General features: G+C 31.7%; 20 protein-coding genes and 1 pseudogene. 15 read left to right on the top strand and 6 right to left on the bottom strand.

Annotation, left to right across the window (positions count from 1 at the left end; translation table 11 throughout):
- The first annotated feature begins 2 nt into the window (after positions 1–2).
- Positions 3–1,208, top strand: coding sequence for a CamS family sex pheromone protein (locus BDW31_RS07040; RefSeq protein ID WP_110709438.1), 1,206 nt, complete (start codon positions 3–5; stop codon positions 1,206–1,208).
- A gap of 59 nt (positions 1,209–1,267) precedes the next feature.
- Here BDW31_RS07040 and putP read toward each other — a convergent pair whose 3' ends face one another.
- Positions 1,268–2,806: a sodium/proline symporter PutP gene (gene putP / locus BDW31_RS07045; protein WP_110709440.1), complete on the bottom strand. Its 1,539-nt coding sequence runs from the start codon at positions 2,804–2,806 to the stop codon at positions 1,268–1,270.
- A gap of 465 nt (positions 2,807–3,271) precedes the next feature.
- Here putP and gatC point away from each other — a divergent pair, with 465 nt between their 5' ends.
- From gatC to dinB, 7 genes are all read left to right on the top strand, one after another.
- Positions 3,272–3,574: an Asp-tRNA(Asn)/Glu-tRNA(Gln) amidotransferase subunit GatC gene (gene gatC / locus BDW31_RS07050; protein ID WP_037551155.1), complete on the top strand. Its 303-nt coding sequence runs from the start codon at positions 3,272–3,274 to the stop codon at positions 3,572–3,574.
- Position 3,575: 1 nt separating this feature from the next.
- Entirely contained in the window at positions 3,576–5,033 is a 1,458-nt protein-coding gene (gene gatA, locus BDW31_RS07055) for an Asp-tRNA(Asn)/Glu-tRNA(Gln) amidotransferase subunit GatA (RefSeq protein WP_037551153.1), read from the top strand.
- A gap of 12 nt (positions 5,034–5,045) precedes the next feature.
- Positions 5,046–6,473: an Asp-tRNA(Asn)/Glu-tRNA(Gln) amidotransferase subunit GatB gene (gatB, locus tag BDW31_RS07060; protein ID WP_053025090.1), complete on the top strand. Its 1,428-nt coding sequence runs from the start codon at positions 5,046–5,048 to the stop codon at positions 6,471–6,473.
- A gap of 248 nt (positions 6,474–6,721) precedes the next feature.
- Positions 6,722–7,714 (top strand): diacylglycerol kinase, encoded by a 993-nt coding sequence (locus tag BDW31_RS07065; RefSeq protein ID WP_037537988.1) that lies wholly within the window; start codon positions 6,722–6,724, stop codon positions 7,712–7,714.
- 102 nt (positions 7,715–7,816) lie between these two features.
- A complete protein-coding gene (gene rlmD, locus BDW31_RS07070) occupies positions 7,817–9,181 on the top strand; it encodes a 23S rRNA (uracil(1939)-C(5))-methyltransferase RlmD (RefSeq protein ID WP_110709443.1) in 1,365 nt (454 codons plus the stop codon).
- A gap of 127 nt (positions 9,182–9,308) precedes the next feature.
- Positions 9,309–9,857: a DUF3267 domain-containing protein gene (locus BDW31_RS07075; protein ID WP_037551145.1), complete on the top strand. Its 549-nt coding sequence runs from the start codon at positions 9,309–9,311 to the stop codon at positions 9,855–9,857.
- A 115-nt stretch (positions 9,858–9,972) separates the two neighbouring features.
- Positions 9,973–11,049 carry a DNA polymerase IV gene (dinB, locus tag BDW31_RS07080; RefSeq protein WP_037551143.1) on the top strand — a complete coding sequence of 359 codons (1,077 nt, stop codon included), beginning with the start codon at positions 9,973–9,975 and terminating at the stop codon, positions 11,047–11,049.
- A 55-nt stretch (positions 11,050–11,104) separates the two neighbouring features.
- Here dinB and BDW31_RS07085 read toward each other — a convergent pair whose 3' ends face one another.
- Positions 11,105–11,656: a 3'-5' exonuclease gene (locus BDW31_RS07085; protein ID WP_110709445.1), complete on the bottom strand. Its 552-nt coding sequence runs from the start codon at positions 11,654–11,656 to the stop codon at positions 11,105–11,107.
- Between the two features lie 256 nt (positions 11,657–11,912).
- On the bottom strand, positions 11,913–12,413 hold the full coding sequence (gene ftnA, locus BDW31_RS07090; RefSeq protein WP_011275365.1) for an H-type ferritin FtnA: 501 nt from the start codon (positions 12,411–12,413) through the stop codon (positions 11,913–11,915).
- A gap of 195 nt (positions 12,414–12,608) precedes the next feature.
- On the opposite strand from ftnA, the gene murT reads away from it, so the two are divergent.
- Together murT and gatD are read left to right on the top strand one after the other, a co-directional pair.
- Complete coding sequence (gene murT / locus BDW31_RS07095; protein ID WP_110709447.1) at positions 12,609–13,919, top strand: lipid II isoglutaminyl synthase subunit MurT; 1,311 nt, start codon at positions 12,609–12,611, stop codon at positions 13,917–13,919.
- A 2-nt stretch (positions 13,920–13,921) separates the two neighbouring features.
- Positions 13,922–14,641 (top strand): lipid II isoglutaminyl synthase subunit GatD, encoded by a 720-nt coding sequence (gatD, locus tag BDW31_RS07100; RefSeq protein WP_016931023.1) that lies wholly within the window; start codon positions 13,922–13,924, stop codon positions 14,639–14,641.
- 64 nt (positions 14,642–14,705) lie between these two features.
- On the opposite strand, the gene BDW31_RS07105 is transcribed toward gatD, so the two are convergent.
- Positions 14,706–15,695 (bottom strand): FUSC family protein, encoded by a 990-nt coding sequence (locus BDW31_RS07105; RefSeq protein WP_110709449.1) that lies wholly within the window; start codon positions 15,693–15,695, stop codon positions 14,706–14,708.
- Positions 15,696–15,846: 151 nt separating this feature from the next.
- On the opposite strand from BDW31_RS07105, the gene map reads away from it, so the two are divergent.
- Positions 15,847–16,599, top strand: coding sequence for a type I methionyl aminopeptidase (map, locus tag BDW31_RS07110; RefSeq protein ID WP_016931021.1), 753 nt, complete (start codon positions 15,847–15,849; stop codon positions 16,597–16,599).
- Between the two features lie 115 nt (positions 16,600–16,714).
- Here the strand turns inward: map and BDW31_RS07115 are convergent, their stop codons facing one another.
- Together BDW31_RS07115 and BDW31_RS07120 are read right to left on the bottom strand one after the other, a co-directional pair.
- The gene (locus tag BDW31_RS07115; protein ID WP_240566268.1) at positions 16,715–17,473 is read right to left on the bottom strand and encodes an SDR family oxidoreductase; all 759 of its coding nucleotides are present in this window, start codon (positions 17,471–17,473) and stop codon (positions 16,715–16,717) included.
- Positions 17,474–17,642: 169 nt separating this feature from the next.
- Positions 17,643–18,647, bottom strand: a pseudogene (locus BDW31_RS07120) (HoxN/HupN/NixA family nickel/cobalt transporter).
- Positions 18,648–18,860: 213 nt separating this feature from the next.
- Between BDW31_RS07120 and BDW31_RS07125 the strand changes: the two are divergent.
- Genes BDW31_RS07125 through vraR form a run of 4 tightly spaced genes read left to right on the top strand, consistent with a single transcriptional unit; the run spans position 18,861 to position 21,635 of the window.
- Positions 18,861–19,247: a hypothetical protein gene (locus tag BDW31_RS07125; protein WP_110709451.1), complete on the top strand. Its 387-nt coding sequence runs from the start codon at positions 18,861–18,863 to the stop codon at positions 19,245–19,247.
- 24 nt (positions 19,248–19,271) lie between these two features.
- A complete protein-coding gene (vraT, locus tag BDW31_RS07130) occupies positions 19,272–19,973 on the top strand; it encodes a cell wall-active antibiotics response protein VraT (RefSeq protein WP_011275374.1) in 702 nt (233 codons plus the stop codon).
- Complete coding sequence (gene vraS, locus BDW31_RS07135) at positions 19,970–21,016, top strand: sensor histidine kinase VraS (protein ID WP_110709453.1); 1,047 nt, start codon at positions 19,970–19,972, stop codon at positions 21,014–21,016. The genes vraT and vraS overlap by 4 nt, the downstream gene beginning before the upstream one ends.
- A complete protein-coding gene (gene vraR, locus BDW31_RS07140; RefSeq protein WP_037551137.1) occupies positions 21,006–21,635 on the top strand; it encodes a response regulator transcription factor VraR in 630 nt (209 codons plus the stop codon). Before vraS ends, vraR begins: the two co-directional genes overlap by 11 nt.
- Positions 21,636–21,645 lie beyond the last annotated feature (10 nt).

Consider the following 21,645-nt stretch of genomic DNA (forward strand, 5'->3'; position numbering starts at 1 on the left):
CAATGAAGCGGACCCTATTCTTAATTATAACGTCGATTGTGTTGTTAACGGCATGTGGCAATAACAATGATAATAAAAATAACCAATCTGTGAATAAACAAGAAACTAAAACTGACTCAAATAATGTGAAAACAATAGCAACAGATAAAAACGTACAAGGTGATAATTACCGCACGATTTTGCCATTCAAAGAAAGTAAGGCCCGTGGTGTATTACAAGATAACATGGCAAATAGTTACAATGGTGACGATTTCGAAAGTGGTTTATTGACACTAAGCAAAGGTGTATTTCCAACTGATGATTACCTTTATCAAGACGGACAATATCTAGATAAAGATACTCTTAATAGTTATTTAAATTCCAAATACACTAAAAAAGAAATAGATAAAATGAGTGAAAAAGAGAAAGAATCCAATAAAGCTAGTGAGAATTTAGGATTAAATCCATCACACAAAGGTGAGGATGATCCAGAAAAAATCGCAGAACAATCTCCAGCTTATTTATCTAATATTCTTGAACAAGATTTTTACGATAGTGGGGATACAAAAGGAAAAAATATTAAAGGTATGACAATTGGCCTAGCCATGAATAGTGTTTATTATTATCAGAAAGAGAAAGATGGAGAGACTTATAGCAAAGAACTTGATGATAAGGAAATTGAAAAACAAGGTAAACAAATGGCTTCAGAAATCTTAACAAGATTGAGAGCCAATGATGATTTAAAAGATATTCCTATTCATTTTGCGATTTATAAACAATCCGATCTAAATTCAATTACACCGGGAGAATTTATTGCTAATACTACAGTTGATGATGATCAAACTAAAATTAATAAATGGAAAAAAATTGATCAAGTGTCAGCATTATTACCATCTTCAACAGCAAAAAAATACAATGAAAATTTGAATAATAATTTTAAACAATTCAACGACAACCTACAATATTACTTTACTAACTTCACTCAAGCAGTAGGTAAAGTTAAATTTGACGGTAAAAAACCAACACAATTAACTATAGATTTACCTATTGATTATTATAGTCAAGCTGAAACGATTGGTATTACTCAATATGTTACAGAACAAGCTAGAAAATATTTTGACAACATCGATAGCTATGAAATTCGAATTAAAGACGGAAATACACCAAGAGCTTTAATTAGTAAATCTAAAGAAGATAAAGAGCCTCAAGTTCATATTTATAATAATTAACATAAAAACTACGGATAACGCCTACAAATTGGGTTATCCGTAGTTTTTGTTTAATATTATTATTTTTCACGAACAATAGATTTAACTTTTTCAATATCTCTTTCAACAAAGTCACCTGGATTTTGAGTCAATAAACTCACAACATATGTAACGATGACACTAACGATGAATCCTGGAATAATTTCATACATTCCGAAAATTTCATTTATACCCGCTAAAGGTTTTATCCAAGCAATCCATATAATTACCACAAGGGCACCTGCTACCATACCGCTGATAGCACCAGCTCGTGTTAGCTTTTTCCAATAAAGTGAGAATAATACTAACGGACTGAAAGAAGCTCCAAAGCCTGCCCATGCGTTACCAACTAAGTTAAGAATTGTATCATTTGGAGACCAAGCAATCGCAATTGCTACAATTGCCACAACTAATACCGACAATCTACCAACTAACACGAATTCTTTTTGATGTGTTTTCGCACGCTCTTCACCACGTATTAATTTATAAAAGTCTTCAGTTAATGAACTTGATGTTACTAATAGTTGTGATGAGATTGTGCTCATGATAGCTGCAAGAATGGCAGCCAATAAGAACCCGCCTACTAAAGGATGAAATAGAATTTGACTCATAATGATGAATAGTGTCTCAGGATCATCCATCTTAATATGATTATCTGGAATGAATGCGATACCAGTTAATCCTACGCCTACAGCACCAAGTAAACCTACAGTCATCCAACTTATACCTAAACGGCGAGCTTTAGGTAGCATTTTATGTGACTTAATAGACATAAATCTAACGATGATATGAGGTTGTCCAAAATAACCTAGACCCCATGCAAATAATGAAACAATACCTAGGAAGGTTGTGCCTCTAAATAAATCCATATTTGTTGGTTTCATTTCAGCAACTCGAGAAAACGTATCCCAACCATTAAGTTGTAACATTGCAACAATAGGGACCATAACCATTGCAATTAACATGATTACACCTTGGAAGAAATCAGTTATAGATACAGCTAAATATCCTCCGAAGAAAGTATAAGCGATAACGATAACTGCAACTAAAATTAATCCAAAATGATAATTTAGTCCAAACGCGCTTTCAAATAGTTTACCACCTGATACAAACCCAGAGTGCGTATATAGAGTAAAGAATATAACTATTATTAAACCAGAAATAATTTTAATAATATTTTCTTTATCGTTAAGTCGATTTTTAAAGAAATCTGGAAGGGTGATTGCATCACCTGCCACTTCAGTATAAACTCTCAACCTTGGTGCAACTACTAGATAGTTAACATATGCACCTAATGTGAGACCAATTGTTATCCATATTGCTGATAAACCAGTACTATAGACTGAACCTGGTAGCTCCATTATCATCCAGCCACTCATATCTGATGCACCTGCAGATAAAGCTGTGATATATGGGCCGATACTACGTCCACCAAGCATATAATCACTTAAATTACCTGTAGCTTGTTTGTAGCCATAATATCCAATGATAAGTAAAATAATAAAATAAATCGCAATCATTATGTATGTTTGCCAATTGGTATTAACTTGACTAGACAAGCTTGCTCCTAAAATAAGCATAAAGAAATACCCCCTTTTTTTATATGATATGAAGATTTAGATGACTTATAAACATTGGTAAATTTCAATTACATGAGTATGTAATTTTTTCAAATAATTTAGTTACATGTAATATTATACAATGTTGTGAATGGTTTAGAGAAGTGTAAATTTTAATTTTTAAAAAAATAAACACTTTTAAAGCAAGATAGTAAGCGTTTTCAAAATGTAAAAATGTTTATTGATTTTATTATACGTAACATGCATATTAAAGATTATAAATATTTTTGATATAAAATTTAGGTCATTATTATCGTTAAATTAATAATTGAGTTACATTATTTGTAAAGCATTTATTAATTACTTACCTATGAATTAATCATCAATAATGTCATGAAGTTATGTTGTCTCAATAAATATTTAGATTTTTAAGTGAAAATTTGATACAATTTTATGATGAATGAGTAATAAGGAGGCTTTTAATAAATGACTAAAGTTACACGTGAAGAGGTTGAACATATAGCACATTTAGCAAGACTTCAAATTTCTGAAGAAGAAACTGAAGAAATGGCTAATACACTTGAAAGTATCTTAGATTTTGCTAAACAAAATGACACAGCAGATACAGAAGGTATTGAACCAACTTATCATGTATTAGATTTACAAAATGTGTTACGAGATGATGAAGCAATCGAGGGCATTCCTCAAGAACTTGCATTAAAAAATGCTAAAGAGACAGAAAATGGTCAATTTAAAGTACCATCTATCATGAATGAGGAGGAAGCTTAAGATGAGTATTCGTTATGAATCAGTTGAAAAATTATCAGAAATGATTAAAAACAATGAGATTAAGCCTTCAGAAGTTGTCAAAGACATCTATGATGCAATTGAAGAAACGGATCCTACTATTAAATCATTTTTAGCACTAGATAAAGATAATGCTATTAAAAAAGCAAAAGAATTAGATGAATTACAAGCAAAAGGCCAAATGGAAGGTAAATTGTTTGGTATTCCTATGGGAATTAAGGACAACATCATTACTAAAGATGTGGAAACAACATGTGCTAGTAAAATGTTAGAAGGTTTTGTTCCAATCTATGAATCTACTGTAATGAACAAACTACATGATGAAAATGCGATTCTAATCGGTAAACTAAACATGGATGAATTTGCTATGGGTGGTTCTACTGAAACATCATATTTCAAACAAACTGTTAACCCATTCGATCATACAGCTGTTCCAGGTGGTTCGTCAGGTGGTTCAGCAGCAGCAGTTGCTGCAGGTTTAGTACCATTCAGTCTAGGTTCAGATACTGGTGGTTCAATTCGACAACCAGCAGCATATTGTGGTGTAGTGGGTATGAAACCAACTTATGGGCGTGTATCACGTTTCGGTTTAGTTGCTTTTGCATCTTCATTAGACCAAATTGGTCCAATTACAAGAAATGTTAAAGATAACGCTATCGTTCTAGAGACAATTTCAGGTGTTGATAGAAATGATTCTACAAGTGCACCAGTTGAAGATGTTGACTTTACTTCAGAAATTGGTAAAGACATTAAAGGCTTAAAAGTTGCTTTACCAAAAGAATATTTAGGTGAAGGTATCAATGATGATGTTAAAGAAGCTGTTAAGAATGCAGTTGAAACACTTAAATCTCTAGGTGCAGAAGTTGATGAAGTATCACTTCCAAATACGAAATATGGTATTCCATCATATTATGTTATCGCGTCATCAGAAGCATCAGCGAACTTAGCTCGCTTTGATGGTATACGTTATGGCTACCATTCAAAAGAAGCCCAATCATTAGAAGAATTATATAAAATGTCTAGATCAGAAGGATTTGGTGCTGAAGTTAAGCGTCGTATCTTCCTAGGTACATTTGCATTAAGTTCTGGTTATTATGATGCTTACTATAAAAAATCACAAAAAGTTAGAACATTAATCAAGAATGACTTTGATAAAGTTTTTGAAAACTATGATGTTGTTGTAGGTCCAACTGCACCAACTACTGCGTTTAACTTAGGTGATGAAATCGATGATCCTTTAACTATGTATGCTAATGACTTATTAACTACACCTGTTAACTTAGCTGGTTTACCAGGTATTTCTGTTCCTTGTGGGCAATCAAACGGTAGACCAATTGGCTTACAATTTATCGGTAAACCTTTTGATGAAAAGACGTTATATCGTGTGGCATATCAATATGAAACACAATTCAATTTACATGACGCATATGAAAAATTATAAGGAGTGGAAATAATGCATTTTGAAACAGTTATCGGACTTGAAGTTCACGTTGAGCTAAAAACAGACTCAAAAATGTTCTCTCCATCACCAGCACATTTTGGAGCTGAACCTAACTCAAATACAAATGTTATTGATTTAGCATATCCTGGTGTATTACCGGTTGTTAATAGACGTGCTGTAGACTGGGCTATGCGTGCATCAATGGCTTTAAATATGGATATCGCTACAAATTCTAAATTTGACCGTAAAAACTATTTCTATCCAGATAATCCTAAAGCTTATCAAATTTCTCAATTTGATCAACCAATTGGTGAAAATGGTTATATTGATATTGAAGTAGATGGTGAAACAAAACGTATTGGAATCACACGTCTTCACATGGAAGAAGATGCTGGTAAATCAACACATAAAGATGGATACTCTTTAGTAGACTTAAACCGTCAAGGTACACCATTAATTGAAATTGTATCTGAACCAGATATTAGATCTCCTAAAGAAGCTTATGCTTACTTAGAAAAATTACGTTCAATTATTCAATATACAGGTGTATCAGACTGTAAAATGGAAGAAGGCTCATTACGTTGTGATGCCAATATTTCATTACGTCCTTATGGACAAGAAGAATTTGGTACAAAAACTGAATTGAAAAACCTAAATTCATTTAACTATGTTAGAAAAGGTTTAGAGTACGAAGAAAAACGCCAAGAAGAAGAATTATTAAACGGTGGTACAATTGGACAAGAGACACGCCGCTTTGATGAATCAACTGGTAAAACAATTCTTATGCGTGTTAAAGAGGGCTCAGATGACTACCGTTACTTCCCTGAACCTGATATTGTACCTTTATACGTAGATGAAGAATGGAAAGAGCGTGTACGTCAAACAATCCCTGAATTACCAGATGAGCGTAAAGCTAAATATGTAAATGATTTAGGTTTACCTGAATACGATGCGCACGTATTAACACTTACTAAAGAGATGTCTGATTTCTTTGAAGGTGCTATTGAAAAAGGTGCAGACGTTAAGTTAACTTCAAACTGGTTAATGGGTGGCGTTAATGAATATTTAAATAAAAACCAAGTTGAGTTACAAGATACTAAATTAACACCAGAAAACCTTGCTGGTATGATTAAACTTATTGAAGATGGTACGATGAGTAGTAAAATCGCTAAAAAAGTTTTCCCAGAATTAGCTGAAAATGGTGGCGATGCTAAACAAATTATGGAAGATAAAGGTTTAGTTCAAATTTCTGATGAAGCTACTTTAACTAAATTCGTCACTGAAGCTTTAGATAATAACCCTCAATCTGTTGAAGATTATAAAAATGGTAAAGGGAAAGCAATGGGCTTCTTAGTTGGTCAAATTATGAAAGCATCTAAAGGCCAAGCTAATCCTCAAAAAGTAAACCAAATATTAAAACAAGAATTAAATAAACGTTAATTAAAGATTTAAACATAATGAACTAAAGCATCATTTAAGGTTTGTTTCCTATCATGGTTAGGGAACAAGCCTTTTAATTTTGGTGTGTGGTGTTTTTAGTTCAATTATTTTTAATGTTATAACTGCTATGATTATTTAATTGTATATAGTGTAATAAATGTATTTTAAAGATTATTGATTTAAATACTTCCAACTCTCTTATAAATCATTTAATATAAGAATATGTATAAAAAGATGAGGGATAATTTATGAGAAAACGTGCAAGAATCATTTATAATCCAACTTCTGGAAAGGAACTTTTTAAAAGAACTTTACCAGATGTTTTAATTAAATTAGAACGTGCCGGGTATGAGACAAGTGCTTATGCAACTGAGCGTGAAGGCGATGCAACGCTTGAAGCTGAACGTGCACTTAAAAGAGATTATGATATTATTATAGCAGCTGGTGGAGATGGCACACTTAATGAAGTTGTTAATGGCATAGCTGAACAGCCCAATCGCCCTAAATTAGGTATCATCCCTATGGGGACAGTGAATGATTTCGGTAGAGCCTTGCACTTACCAAGTGATATTATGGGCGCTGTTGATGTTATTATTGATGATCACACGACTAAAGTGGATATAGGAAAAATGAATAATCGTTATTTCATCAATTTAGCAGCTGGTGGTCAATTAACTCAAGTTTCTTATGAGACGCCAAGTCGATTAAAGTCAATTGTAGGTCCCTTTGCGTATTATATTAAAGGATTTGAAATGTTACCTCAGATGAAAGCTGTAGATTTGCGTATAGAATATGATAATCAAGTTTTTCAAGGTGAGGCATTATTATTCTTATTGGGACTGACAAACTCAATGGCAGGATTTGAGAAATTAGTTCCAGATGCTAAGTTAGATGACGGGCATTTTACATTAATTATTGTAGAAAAGGCTAACCTTGCTGAACTAGGGCACATCATGACCTTAGCATCTCGCGGAGAACACATTAAACATCCAAAGGTTATTTATGAGAAAGCTAAATCAATTAATATCTCATCCTTTACTGAAATGCAATTGAATGTAGATGGTGAATATGGTGGTAAATTACCAGCTAATTTCTTGAATTTAAAAAGACATATCGAAGTATGTACGCCAAAAGATATATATAATGAGGAATTAACTGAAGATCAACAAGTCGAAGATGGTATTATTGAAGAGAAGCCATCGAATGAAGAAATTATTAAAAACAATGAAATATCAGAGTAAATTATACAGTTGAAGAGGTTGAGCAATAGTTTTGATGTCTTAGGTATGAAAAACAAAACCAAGATTAAACTACTCTAACCTCTTTTTATGTGGGGTGAAATAATGGAAACCATAATTAAAAATGAAATGAAACAAGGTAACGTTGTTGATTTAACACATGAAGGGCATGGCGTCATTAAAATCGACCGTTATCCGATATTTGTGCCAAATGCGTTAATTGGTGAGGTGATTAAATATAAAATTATAAAAGTAAAGAAAAATTTTGCTATTGGTAAACTTCTTCAAGTTATTAAACCAAGTGAACAACGCGTGGAACCGCCATGTAAATACTATTGGAAGTGTGGTGGTTGTCAATTGCAACATATGACGTATGATGCCCAATTGGCTATGAAGCAGTCACAAATTACCAACTTATTCCATAGAAAAGCACAATTTAGTAATACAATCATTAACAAAACTATCGGTATGAATCATCCTTGGCATTACAGAAATAAATCACAGTTGCCAATTGGTAAAGATAGAGATGGAAAAGCAATTATAGGATATTATCGACAAAGAAGTCACGATATTATAGATATGGATAGTTGCTTAATTCAAGATGATATACACCAAGATATTATGAATCACGTCAAACAATGGATTATTGATTACGATATTAGTGTTTATAATGAGAGTACAAAAAAAGGACTTTTAAGACATTTAGTTATTCGCACAGGCTATTATTCTGATGATAAGATGGTCGTTTTTGTAACAAATGGTAAAAATTTCCAGCAAGCTTCAATTTTAGTTGAAAAATTAAAAGAAACTTTTCCTAACATAGCTAGCATTAAACAAAATATTAATAATAGTCATTCCAATGTAATTATGGGGCAACAGTCTGTAACGTTATACGGCAAAGATAAGATTGCTGATCAACTTAGTGATACTACATTTAAGATAAGTGACCAATCATTCTATCAAATAAATTCTTCTCAAACTGAAAAATTATATCAAAAAGCAATAGAGTATGCGCAATTGACAGGTGAAGAAACAGTTCTTGATACATATTGCGGTATTGGTACGATAGGTTTATATATGGCGTCAGTAGCGAAACATGTTTATGGTGTTGAGGTCGTGCCGTCAGCGATTAAAGATGCACAACAAAATGCGACTTTAAATGGATTTGAAAATACAACTTTTGTCTGTGGAAAGGCAGAAGAAGTCATTATAAAATGGAAACAACAAGGTATCAAACCAGATGTTGTTATGGTAGATCCCCCGAGAAAAGGGTGCGATGAAACTTTCTTACAAACACTGCTTAAACTAAATCCTAAGCGTATTGTCTACATTTCTTGTAATCCATCTACGCAACAAAGAGATGCTCAAATATTAGATTCACAATATGAATTGCAAGAAATTACACCAGTCGATATGTTTCCTCAAACAATACATGTAGAGACAGTTGCATTATTTGAAAGAAAATCTTAAACGTAAAATTTTAATACAAATATTAAGAAATGGTTACAGAGCATTAAATCTTATAAAAAAGGTTTTTTTCTTAACATCGACTGTATATACTATGATTGAAAATTAACAGAGATTGGAGGTCATTATTGTGCAGAAAATTGATTTTTCTCCAAATAGAATCAACTTACCTAAATTTATGGCAACTCAATTAGTAGTAATTTTATTTATGATAGTGTTTACTTATAAATGGGCATTCATGTTTACAACCATTCATGAACAAACATTTTTAGCTAACTTATTATATGGTATTTTAGGTTTTATAGTTATTTTAGGACTACATGAACTGATTCATAGAATTTCATTTTTTATCTGTTCAAAAGGAGAACAGCCTCATTTTAAATATAAAAAAGGTTTTTTATTAGTACATATTTCCAAAAAATATTTTAATAAATGGCAATATTGCACAATAATGCTAGCTCCAATGTTTATATTAACAGGAGTATTAATGTTTATATTCAGTATTTACACATACTCCTCAATTATTATTATGTTAAGTATACATATTGGATATTGCTTAATTGATTTATATTTAGTAGGTATTACATTTACTAATAAATTTGAATATGTACATCCATCAGATGAAGGTTTAATTATGTATCATCAAAGACCTATACAAGCTAATGACGAACTTGAATAAATTGTGAGTCTCAATATAATTATTTATGTGCACATTTCATGAGTTTTGTTGCTAGTCACATTATAATTATATTGAGGCTTATTTTATTTTGGTTTATTTTAAAAGAGGTGAGACGATGGCTGAAAGAAGGATTATTCATATAGATATGGATTACTTTTTTGCACAAGTAGAAATGCGAGATAACCCTAAATTAAAAGGTAAACCTGTAATTGTAGGTGGTAAGGCAAGTACTCGTGGTGTGGTTTCTACTGCTTCTTACGAGGCTAGAAAATATGGGGTTCATTCTGCAATGCCAATGTCTCAAGCACATAAATTATGTCCTAATGGATATTATGTAAGAGCAAGATTTGACGCTTATAGAGAAGCCTCTGCCGTTATAATGTCTATATTTAAAAGTTATACAGATATTGTAGAACCTATGTCATTGGATGAAGCGTATTTAGATATTACTCACCTTGTTAGACCTGACTTGTCTGCATCTAAAATCGCAATGTTTATTCGACGCGATATATTTGAACAAACTGGATTAACTTCTTCTGCAGGTATATCGTATAATAAATTTTTAGCAAAATTAGCAAGTGGTATGAATAAGCCTAATGGCATGAAGGTTATCGATTATAATAATGTAAACGATATTTTAATGAATCTTGATATTGGTGACTTTCCAGGTGTGGGTAAAGCATCGAAAAAAGTCATGCATAACCATGATATATATACAGGTAAAGATTTGTATGATAAAACTGAATTTGAATTATTACGTTGGTTCGGAAAAAGAGGTCGTGGCTTATATCTTAAAGCTCGAGGAATTGATCATAGTGAAGTAAAAGCAACGAGAGTGCGTAAATCCGTGGGTACTGAACGAACATTTTCAACTGATGTGAATGATGATGAAGAAATTTTACAAAAAATATGGGAATTATCTGGCAAGACTGCAGAACGTCTATCTAAGTTACAAAAATCAGGTAGTACCGTAACAGTTAAATTAAAAACGTATCAATATGAAACATTTTCCAAACAAAGAAGTTTGAGAAAGGCAGTAAGTAGAGATATTGATATATATAACGTAGCTTATGATTTGTATAACGATTTGAAGGATCCTGATGTTCCAATAAGGTTAATCGGTGTAACGGTTGGCAATTTAGAACAGTCAACATATGAGAATATGACGATTTATGATTTTATAGAAAGATAAAGGTTCATGATGATATTAGCAATTAAACTAAACCAATAATTGCAATTTATGTGGGTTAACCTTTATCTTTTAAATTTTTGCCATAAATTTGGAGCATACTTTGTAAATTGTCATAGTGTTTTAATAATCTAAACGTAATCATTGCACAAGCTTTAGCATCGTTGAGTGCATCATGATGACCGTGAAAATCTAATTTATAATGTTTCATTAAATGTTTTAGTCCGTAGCGATATGCATCAATTGTACGTTTAGCAAGTTGATATGAACAGAAGTAAATCATGGAGGGTGTTTCTATATTTAACTGTTTTAAACTTTGATGAAGTACATTCATATCAAAAGCAGCATTGTGAGCAACAACAGGTAATTTACCAATAAATTGCATCATATAAGGGAATACATATTCAAAACTGGGAGCTTCATTCACGTCTTCAGGTGTAATACCGTGAACCTCAATATTCGTCTGAGAGAAATAATCAAAAGGGTTAACTAAAGTATAAAAAGATTCCACAATCTCATTGTTAACTACTTTGACCATACCAACTGAACAGATACTTGTACGTTTACCATTTGCAGTTTCGAAGTCTAATGCTATAAAGGCATTTTCCATTCCTAACACTGTCCTTTCAAGTATTGATTCTTTTATTTTAGCTAAAAATATAAATTTATTTCCAGAATGTTGCATTCATAAAATAAAAAAAGAGTAGAAATGAATTCATTTCGAATTCATTATCCACTCCATTAATATTTATGAGTCTTGAGAATAACTAGCATTATACCTTTTTGTGCATGTTAGTTAGTTACAATGTACTAGGCAAGCAATAAAAATAGTTTGTCTCAATCACAATTAAACCTTGAGATAAAAGTTATTCTTCATCAAATGAACGAGCTGCTAATTCTTTTTCATATAAATATAAAGTATTGCAGTCATCACCAATACGATTTAAATAATCAATATGTGTTTCAAATGTTGATTCTTCTTCAACTTGCTCATCTAAGAACCAGTTTAAGAAAGAAATCGTAGCATAGTCTTTATCTTTTTGAGCTATTTCAGATAAATTGTAAAAACGACGAGTAACATCTTGTTCCTGTGCTAATCCATCTTTAAATGTTTCAAGGATAGATTTAAATTCAGTTTTAGGCGCTGGTATTGATTTAAATTCAGCATGTTCACCACGATCATTGATATAATCATAGATTTTTTTACCGTGGAAACGTTCTTCTTTAGCTTGTTGGATATAGAAGTTAGCGAAACCTTCATATGAAGCATCATCGCAATAAGCTGCCATTGCCATATAAGCATGAGCTGCGAAATATTCATGGTTCATTTGATCATTAAGTGCTTCTAACAAGTCTTTACTTAGCATAATTAAGTCACCTCTATTTAAGATTTTATAATTGATTTTGCCTTTGTTCATTAAAAGTATAACAAATCTATTCTCATTAGTAAATAATAATTATTATAATCTAGAATGTAACTTGCTATTTTTAATTGAGAATGTTTTTTGTTATACCCTTTACGTGTTATAATTATTCATGTGATTTATATGAGGAGGAAGCACATGAGACAATGGACTGCAACGCACTTAGCGAAATTGGCTCGTAAGGCTAGTATCGCTGCTGGGAAAAAAGGAACAGATTTACCGGGACAAGTTGCCCGCAAAGTGGATCAAAATATATTAAGAAAATTAGCTGCACAAGTAGATGACATCGTCTTTATTAGTGGGACTAATGGTAAAACGACGACATCTAATCTTATAGGACATACATTAAAAGCAAATCATATTGATATTATACATAATAATGAAGGTGCTAATATGGCAGCAGGTATCACATCTGCCTTTATCATGCAAAGCACTAAAAATACTAAAGTAGCAGTTATTGAAATCGATGAAGGATCTATTCCTCGAGTTTTAAAAGAAGTCACTCCATCAATGATGATATTTACTAACTTCTTCCGTGATCAAATGGATCGATTTGGAGAAATAGATATAATGGTAAATAACATAGCTAAGTCAATTAGTAATAAAGAAATTAAATTGTTACTCAATGCAGATGATCCTTTTGTAAGTCGACTTAAAATAGCTAGTGACTCTATCGTTTATTATGGTATGAAAGCACACGCACATGAGTTTGAGCAAAGTACTATGAACGAGAGTAAGTATTGCCCAAATTGTGGCAAATTATTAGCATACGATTACATTCATTATAATCAAATCGGTCATTACCATTGTTCATGTGGATTCAAACGTGAATTACCTAAATATGAAGTTTCATCATTCACAGTATCTCCGTTCTTAGCATTAAATATAAATGAAACAACATTTAATATGAAAATTGCTGGAGACTTCAACGCTTATAATGCATTAGCTGCCTATACTGTGTTGAGAGAATTAGGGCTCAATGATGAGTCTATTGGAATTGGTTTCGAATCATATACTTCAGATAATGGTCGTATGCAATATTTTAAACTTGATCATAAAGAGGCTATGATTAATTTAGCTAAGAATCCTGCAGGTATGAATGCTAGTTTATCAGTAGGAGAACAGTTAGAAGGTAAAAAAGTATATGTCATTAGTCTAAATGATAATGCTGCTGATGGTCGTGATACTTCTTGGATTTATGATGCCGATTTCGAGAAATTAAGCGAACAAGATATTGAAACGATCATTGTTACAGGGACTCGAGCTGAAGAATTACAATTACGTCTGAAATTAGCCGAAATAAATGTTCCAATTATACTTGAAAAAGATATTTATAAAGCAACTGCAATGACAATGAATTATGAAGGTTTCACTGTAGCTATTCCTAACTACACATCTTTATCTCCAATGTTAGAACAACTTAATCGTTCATTTAAAGGAGGGCAATAAATATGAATGAATTAACCGTTTATCATTTTATGTCAGATAAATTAAATTTATATAGTGATATAGGAAATATTATTGCACTCAAACAAAGAGCAAAGAAACGTGGTATTCAATTAAATGTAGTAGAAGTTAACCAAACTGAAGGTGTGACGCTTGATAATTGTGATATCTTCTTTATCGGCGGTGGCAGTGATAGAGAACAAAGTATTGCTACTAAGGAATTAAGCAAGATAAAGACTACACTTAAAGATGCTATTGAAGATGGTATGCCAGGATTAACGATTTGTGGTGGTTATCAATTTTTAGGAACAAAATATATTACGCCTGATGGAACTGAACTTGAAGGTTTAGGTATCTTAGATTTCTATACTGAATCACGAACTGAACGATTAACTGGTGATATAGTAATCGAGAGTGATACATTTGGAACGATAGTTGGCTTCGAGAATCACGGTGGTCGAACACATCATAATTTTGGTACGTTAGGACATGTTACGGTTGGTCACGGTAATAATGATGATGATAAACAAGAAGGTATTCACTATAAAAATTTATTAGGAACATATTTACATGGACCTATCCTTCCAAAGAATCATGAACTGACTGATTATTTATTAGAAAAAGCCTGCGAACGTAAAGGTATACCTTTTGAACCTAAGCAATTAGATAACACTGAAGAAGAAGCGGCTAAAAGAGTTATTATAGAAAGATCATCAAAAAAATAACAAATATAATAAGCAATTAAAAATGACGTACCGGATTTATAGAAATTTTCCAGTACGTCATTTTTTATTTGTCATTATATCTACTATCTAATAATTTATAGATTAGAAGTATTTCATAAATGACATGACTCTTGATTTGATTCTGATCAAATTTTTCTAAGCGTTTAACAGAAGATTTAAGTGTTGATGCAGATGAGCGGTGAGGTTCAAAATGATTGCTTTTGATAATATTATTGACGCTATTACTAATTTTAATAATAGCTATTTTTTCCTCAGGTGTAAAAACTAAATGTATGTGCTTAGGTAAATATATAATATTTGATAGGTGAGTAGCCAGTAATCTATCGATATAGGAACGGTTCGAAATATTTTTTAATCGTTTCCATTCATCTTCTTTGTTTTTATGATAACGTAATTCGTCTTTTTGATAGCCAGTTAAAGTTTCAGTCTTGTTTATAACACCCATCAACTTATTTAAAAGATCATTACTATGATCACAATCAAATTTTCCTAATAATAATTCGTTACATCTTGAAGAGAACAACTCATACATTTTATATTCGGATTGCGTTAAATTATCTTCAATTTGCTGATAATATTGAGGAGGCAGAACTATAAAATTGACCAATCCTGCTGTAACCAAACCGATTAATGCAGTTAATAGTCTTGAAAAAAAGTTGAATAAATAGGCGTCGTGTATGCCAGGTATCATGGCAACCGATGTTAACACCGCAACAGTAGTACCAACTTGCAGGTTTAATTTAGTACAAACTAAGATAGTAAAAAGTGCACTAAATGTATACGTTAAAGCCGATTGGTCACCAAAAATAAAAGTAAAAAGTACAGCAAATAATGCACCAATTACCGTTGCGGGCAATCTTCTATAACCTTTTTTTAATGACGCCTTTGCAGTAGGTTCGATAGTTACAATAGCAGTTAATATAGCGAAGATTGGAGTGAGATCAAGCATCAAACAAAATAGCGATGTTAAAAAGGTCGCTAGGCCAGTTTTGATTGTTCTCGCTCCTATAATTTTCTTGTACCATTTATCCATATGATAAATCCTCTCGTTGTACGAAAATAACAATTATAATTTTATCTTTTAAACAGAAATTATTTTGCGCTTCATTTTTTGTATGTTTAGTATATCAAAATTTTTTTGGTATAATAAGGTGTAATCACAATTTAAAAAGGAACGGGATATTATGATTATAAAAACAGAAGAAGAATTACAAGCCTTAAAAGAGATAGGTTACATTTGTGCTAAGGTTAGAGATACTATGCAAGAAGCTACTAAACCTGGTATTACAACTAAAGAATTAGACAACATAGCTAAAGATTTGTTTGAAGAACATGGTGCTATTTCAGCACCTATTCATGATGAGAATTTCCCTGGACAAACATGTATAAGTGTTAATGAAGAAGTAGCCCATGGCATTCCTGGCAAACGAATCATCCGTGAAGGAGATTTAGTTAATATAGATGTATCAGCTCTAAAAAATGGTTATTACGCTGATACTGGTATTTCTTTTGTTGTGGGTGAAGCAAGTGACCCACTTAAACAAAAAGTATGTGATGTTGCACTAATGGCATTTGAAAATGCAATGGCAAAAGTTAAACCTGGAACTAAATTAAGTAATATCGGTAAAGCAGTACATGCAACAGCACGTCAAAATGATTTAACTGTCATTAAAAATCTAACTGGGCATGGTGTAGGTCAATCACTACATGAGGCGCCTAACCATGTTATGAACTATTATGATCCTAAAGATAAAACTTTACTTAAAGAAGGGGTTGTAATTGCAGTAGAGCCATTTATTTCTTCTAAAGCAACTTTTGTAACAGAAGGTAAAAATGAATGGGCCTTCGAAACTAGAGATAAGAGTTTTGTCGCTCAAATCGAACATACGGTTATCGTTACTAAAGATGGACCATTATTAACTACAAAAATTGATTAATTTCATATTTAATTACTATTAATTAAAAATTCGATATATATATAAATTAACCAGTAAAAGAGATGACAACGCTCATTTACTGGTTTTTTAGTTTATACTAGTTAGTTTTATAAAGTTATTTAACTAATAATTTATAGACTTGTTTCTGCTGTTGTTTGCCATCTGGGTCTAGTTTGGTTTTAATTTTTGTGAAAGTTTCATACCAATCAGATGTACGCGTTCTGATAGGTGGTTCTTTCATTTCAATTGTTTTTAAAATGACTTGCGCAACTTCATGTGAACTTTGAGAAGCATCATGCCCATAATTTTCTTTAATACCACTAGTATATGAATTGTATAAGTGCGTATATTCATCTTCTTGTATGCCACCAGTTTGAGTTAAGTGGTTCATAATGTTGGGCATAAATTCAGGTTGTATGCCTCTGGGTTCAATAATAGTAAATTTAATATTGAATTCAGGTTGAATATAACTTGCTAAAGATTCTGTATAACCTTCAACACCAAACTTAGCGGCACAATATATTTCGTTGAAAGGTTGTCCAACTAGGCCTCCAACTGACGAAATATTGATAACACGACCTTCTCTTTGTGATCTCATGATTGGTAATACAGCTTTGGTCATTCGAATAACAGCCATTAAATTTAAATTAAGTTGCCAATTTATTTCTTCATCGGTTGCTTGTTCTGTAGTTTTATTAAAGCCGGCGCCAGCATTGTTAATCAAAATGTCTATACGACCTTCTTCTTGTATAATGAATTCAACAGCAGATTTAATACTATCTAATTTGGTTACATTCAATTCTAAAATGGTTAGGTCTACATTTCTTTTAGTAGCTTCATTTTTTAAATCTATTTGTTTTTCTAAATTACGCATCGTGGCATATACTTGAAATCCTTTTCAGCAAGCATGAGTGATGTTTCAAATCCTAGTCCTGATTAAGCACCAGTAACTAGAGCAATAGTTTTAGTCATAACATAATCTCCTTTGTGAAAGTCAATAAAGTATTAACTATTCTACGAATAATGTCCAAGAAATGAATCTATTAAGACCATCGTTGTTCAACTTTGCCAAATTTCCAAATTAAAGTAGAAATGAGCCAACTGATAATAAATAAAATCACTAAAATATAACCTATATTATCAAATTGTATGTTTTCAATAAATTCCCAGATAGAACCTTTTAATTGAAGCTTACCAACTAGTATTTGTAGTAATTCAACAGTGCCAATTAATAGCGCAGCGATAACAGATATAGCAGTAATTGTAATATTGTAATAAATTTTTCGAATAGGAGTGAAGAATGCCCAATTATAAGCAGAAGTCATAAGTATACCGTCTAATGTATCTAGCAAACTCATTCCGGCAGCAAACAATATAGGTAAAGATATTATACCTACGAATGAAATTGCTTGCTGTGATGCACCTGAAGATAAAGATAGCAATGAGATTTCACTAGCAGTATCCAATCCTAAAACAAATAGAAAGCCTGGTGGCAAGACATGCCAAATATGACTAATAAATTTAAAGTATGGTCCGACCATGCGAGAAACAAAGCCACGTGTATCTAATAAATCATTTAACTTCTCATCATTAATTTTGTCTTTGCGAAACTTTAAAAATAAAGTTATTAAAGAAATTAATATCATTAGATTTAATATACCTATGATAATTAAAAATGTTCCTGAAACGAGAGTGCCAATAATTCCACCAATTTCTTGAAAGTGGGGTAATGCATCTTTAGCCTATTTAAGTTAAATGCCTAAAAAGACAGCCATAAAAAAGACTACTGTCGAATGTCCAATTGAGAAGTAGAAACCTACACATACTGGATTACGTTATTGTTGGAATAATTTACGCACTGTATTATCAATAGCAGCTATATGGTCTGCATTAAAAGCGTATCGAAGTACTAATGTATAAGCAAATAATCCCATACCTAGTAGTAAATGATTAGTATTTGCTAAATAGAGGAGGCCAAAACACAGAATGTGAAGTGAAATCACAATAAGTACATAAGGAAGCCAATTAAGACGATGTGTGTTAATCATTGATGTTACCTTCGTTCAAAAATAAATATAATTAATCATAGACCTGTTTAAGTTGAAAATAAAATTTGAGGTGTAACTTACATGAATTTTATATAAATTCTATAGAAATAATAAACATCGTACTAAAGTATGAGAGTAAGATGGTCCTAGAGCCTATATGAGTTTGAGTCACTTTAAACTATAATTGAGCTTAATCAAGGACGAGGTGGTTCTATGAATTATATGGACTTATATTTACAACACTTTCTTAAAGTAGTTATTAAACAAAACATTAATGATTACAAAATCAGTTTAGATCAAAAATTAAAGAGCATTGAAAATTACATTGAATATTTAAAAGAAAAGAAAACGCAAATGAATAAGTTGATTGACAGTTTAACTGCAACATTAGAAAATAAATATATTGATATAACTAATACGTATAATATTAAACATGCACAAGAAATTAATAATTATGAAATTGAAGGTCTTAAAAGACAACTTGATCTATTTGAAGCCTATTGTGCAAAAATTGAAGCGGATATTCATCGTTGCTCTAAAGAAAAGATCACAACACAAGGCCAATGTGACATAATTGAACAAATGAGTGTAGTAGCTTAATTGAAAGGAATAGGAGGCGACACATTGACTCGAAAATATATATCGACAGAGTTATTAATCATATTTACGGCATTAATGATTATTGCCAATTTTTATTACATCTTTTTTGAGAAAATAGGCTACCTATTTGTATTACTTTTGGGATGTATATTAGTTTATGTAGGCTACCTTTACTTTCATAAAGTAAGGGGTCTCTTAGCGTTTTGGATAGGTGCATTGCTTATAGCATTTACTTTATTGTCGAATAAATATACCATCATAATATTATTTGTCTTTCTAGTTATCGTAATCATTAGATATCTCATTTTTAAGTTTAAACCTTTAAAAGTGATTGCTTCAGAAGATGAAGTTACATCACCTCAATTTATTAAACAAAAGTGGTTTGGAGAGCAACGCACACCTGTATATGTTTATAAATGGGAAGATGTACAAATTCAACATGGTGTTGGTGATATACACATTGATATGACAAAAGCTGCAAATATTAAAGAGAATAATACAATAGTAGTAAGACATATTTTAGGGAAAATTCAGTTAGTGGTACCATTGAATTATAATATTAATTTACACATGGCTGCTCTATATGGAAATGCTTATTTAAATGGCCAATCGTATAAAGTTGAAAATAATCATATCCAAGTTGAAGAGAAGCCTAAAGAAGAGAATTATAATGTCAATGTTTATGTTTCAACATTCATAGGAGATGTTGAGGTGATTTATCGATGAACCACTACTTAAGAGCTATCGGTTCAATGCTTATATTAGTTTATAGCATGTTAACCGCGTTCTTATTTATAGATAAAGTATTTGTTAATATTATCTATTTCCAAGGTATGTTTTATACTCAAATTTTGGGGATACCTGTTTTTCTATTTTTAAATTTAGTCATCATTTTACTTTGTATTATTGTAGGTTCAATTCTCGCATATAAAATTAATCAACAAAATCAGTGGATTAAGTCGCAAATTGAACATGCCATTGAAGGAGAAACAGTAGGTATTAATGATCAAAACATTGAGCTTTATAACGAAACCATAGACCTTTATCAAACATTAGTTCCGCTAAATCAAGACTTGCACCGTTTACGAATGAAAACGCAAAACTTGACTAATGAAAACTACAATATGAATGATGTCAAAGTTAAGAAAATCATTGAGGATGAACGACAGAGATTAGCTCGCGAGTTACACGACTCTGTAAGTCAACAACTTTTTGCAGCAAGTATGATGTTATCTGCAATAAAAGAAACAAAGTTAGAGGCACCGCTTGATCAACAAATACCAGTTTTAGAGAAAATGGTACAGGAGTCTCAACTTGAAATGCGCGCATTATTACTTCATTTAAGACCTTTAGGGCTAAAAGATAAATCACTAGGTGAAGGTATCAAAGATTTAGTTATTGATTTGCAAAAGAAAGTGCCTATGAAAGTCATACACGATATTCAAGATTTCAAGGTGCCTAAAGGTATAGAAGATCATTTATTTAGAATTACACAAGAGGCTATATCAAATACGTTAAGACATTCAAATGGAACAAAAGTCACAGTGGAATTATTTAACAAACAAGATTATCTATTACTTCGAATTCAAGATAATGGTAAAGGATTCAATGTTGACGAGAAATTAGAGCAAAGTTATGGATTAAAAAATATGAGAGAACGCGCATTAGAAATTGGTGCGACATTCCATATTGTATCGTTACCGGATTCTGGAACGAGAATAGAAGTTAAAGCACCGTTAAATAGGGAGGATGATAATAATGACGATTAAAGTATTGTTCGTTGATGACCATGAAATGGTTAGAATTGGGATATCAAGTTATCTATCAACACAATCTGACATTGAGATAGTTGGAGAAGGGGAATCTGGTAAAGATGCCATTGCAAAAGCTCATGAATTAAAACCTGATTTAATTCTTATGGATTTATTAATGGATGACATGGATGGCGTTGAAGCAACTACTCAAATCAAAAAAGATTTGCCACATATTAAAGTTGTAATGTTAACTAGTTTTATTGAAGATAAAGAGGTATATAGAGCATTAGATGCGGGTGTAGATAGCTATATTTTAAAAACGACTAGTGCTAGTGATATAGCCGACGCAGTACGCAAAACTTATAATGGTGAATCTGTATTTGAACCTGAAGTTTTAGTTAAGATGCGTAATAGAATGAAGAAACGTGCAGAATTATATGAAATGCTGACTGAGCGTGAAATGGAAATTTTATTATTAATTGCAAAAGGGTATTCAAATCAAGAAATAGCGAGTGCTTCTCATATTACAATTAAAACCGTTAAAACTCATGTAAGTAATATATTGAGTAAATTAGAAGTACAAGATAGAACACAAGCCGTAATTTATGCATTCCAACATAATTTGATTCAATAAAAAAGGTTGA

The organism is Staphylococcus sp. AtHG25 (assembly GCF_003217445.1).
GTDB lineage: Bacteria > Bacillota > Bacilli > Staphylococcales > Staphylococcaceae > Staphylococcus > Staphylococcus haemolyticus.

Bases quoted from the DNA above. Each gene is read 5' to 3' on its own strand.
- BDW31_RS07040 (WP_110709438.1), top strand. From the start codon at position 3: ATGAAGCGGACCCTATTCTTAATTATAACGTCGATTGTGTTGTTAACG.
- putP (WP_110709440.1), bottom strand. From the start codon at position 2,806: ATGCTTATTTTAGGAGCAAGCTTGTCTAGTCAAGTTAATACCAATTGG.
- gatC (WP_037551155.1), top strand. From the start codon at position 3,272: ATGACTAAAGTTACACGTGAAGAGGTTGAACATATAGCACATTTAGCA.
- gatA (WP_037551153.1), top strand. From the start codon at position 3,576: ATGAGTATTCGTTATGAATCAGTTGAAAAATTATCAGAAATGATTAAA.
- gatB (WP_053025090.1), top strand. From the start codon at position 5,046: ATGCATTTTGAAACAGTTATCGGACTTGAAGTTCACGTTGAGCTAAAA.
- BDW31_RS07065 (WP_037537988.1), top strand. From the start codon at position 6,722: ATGAGAAAACGTGCAAGAATCATTTATAATCCAACTTCTGGAAAGGAA.
- rlmD (WP_110709443.1), top strand. From the start codon at position 7,817: ATGGAAACCATAATTAAAAATGAAATGAAACAAGGTAACGTTGTTGAT.
- dinB (WP_037551143.1), top strand. From the start codon at position 9,973: ATGGCTGAAAGAAGGATTATTCATATAGATATGGATTACTTTTTTGCA.
- BDW31_RS07085 (WP_110709445.1), bottom strand. From the start codon at position 11,656: ATGGAAAATGCCTTTATAGCATTAGACTTCGAAACTGCAAATGGTAAA.
- ftnA (WP_011275365.1), bottom strand. From the start codon at position 12,413: ATGCTAAGTAAAGACTTGTTAGAAGCACTTAATGATCAAATGAACCAT.
- murT (WP_110709447.1), top strand. From the start codon at position 12,609: ATGAGACAATGGACTGCAACGCACTTAGCGAAATTGGCTCGTAAGGCT.
- gatD (WP_016931023.1), top strand. From the start codon at position 13,922: ATGAATGAATTAACCGTTTATCATTTTATGTCAGATAAATTAAATTTA.
- BDW31_RS07105 (WP_110709449.1), bottom strand. From the start codon at position 15,695: ATGGATAAATGGTACAAGAAAATTATAGGAGCGAGAACAATCAAAACT.
- map (WP_016931021.1), top strand. From the start codon at position 15,847: ATGATTATAAAAACAGAAGAAGAATTACAAGCCTTAAAAGAGATAGGT.
- BDW31_RS07115 (WP_240566268.1), bottom strand. From the start codon at position 17,473: ATGCGTAATTTAGAAAAACAAATAGATTTAAAAAATGAAGCTACTAAA.
- BDW31_RS07125 (WP_110709451.1), top strand. From the start codon at position 18,861: ATGAATTATATGGACTTATATTTACAACACTTTCTTAAAGTAGTTATT.
- vraS (WP_110709453.1), top strand. From the start codon at position 19,970: ATGAACCACTACTTAAGAGCTATCGGTTCAATGCTTATATTAGTTTAT.
- vraR (WP_037551137.1), top strand. From the start codon at position 21,006: ATGACGATTAAAGTATTGTTCGTTGATGACCATGAAATGGTTAGAATT.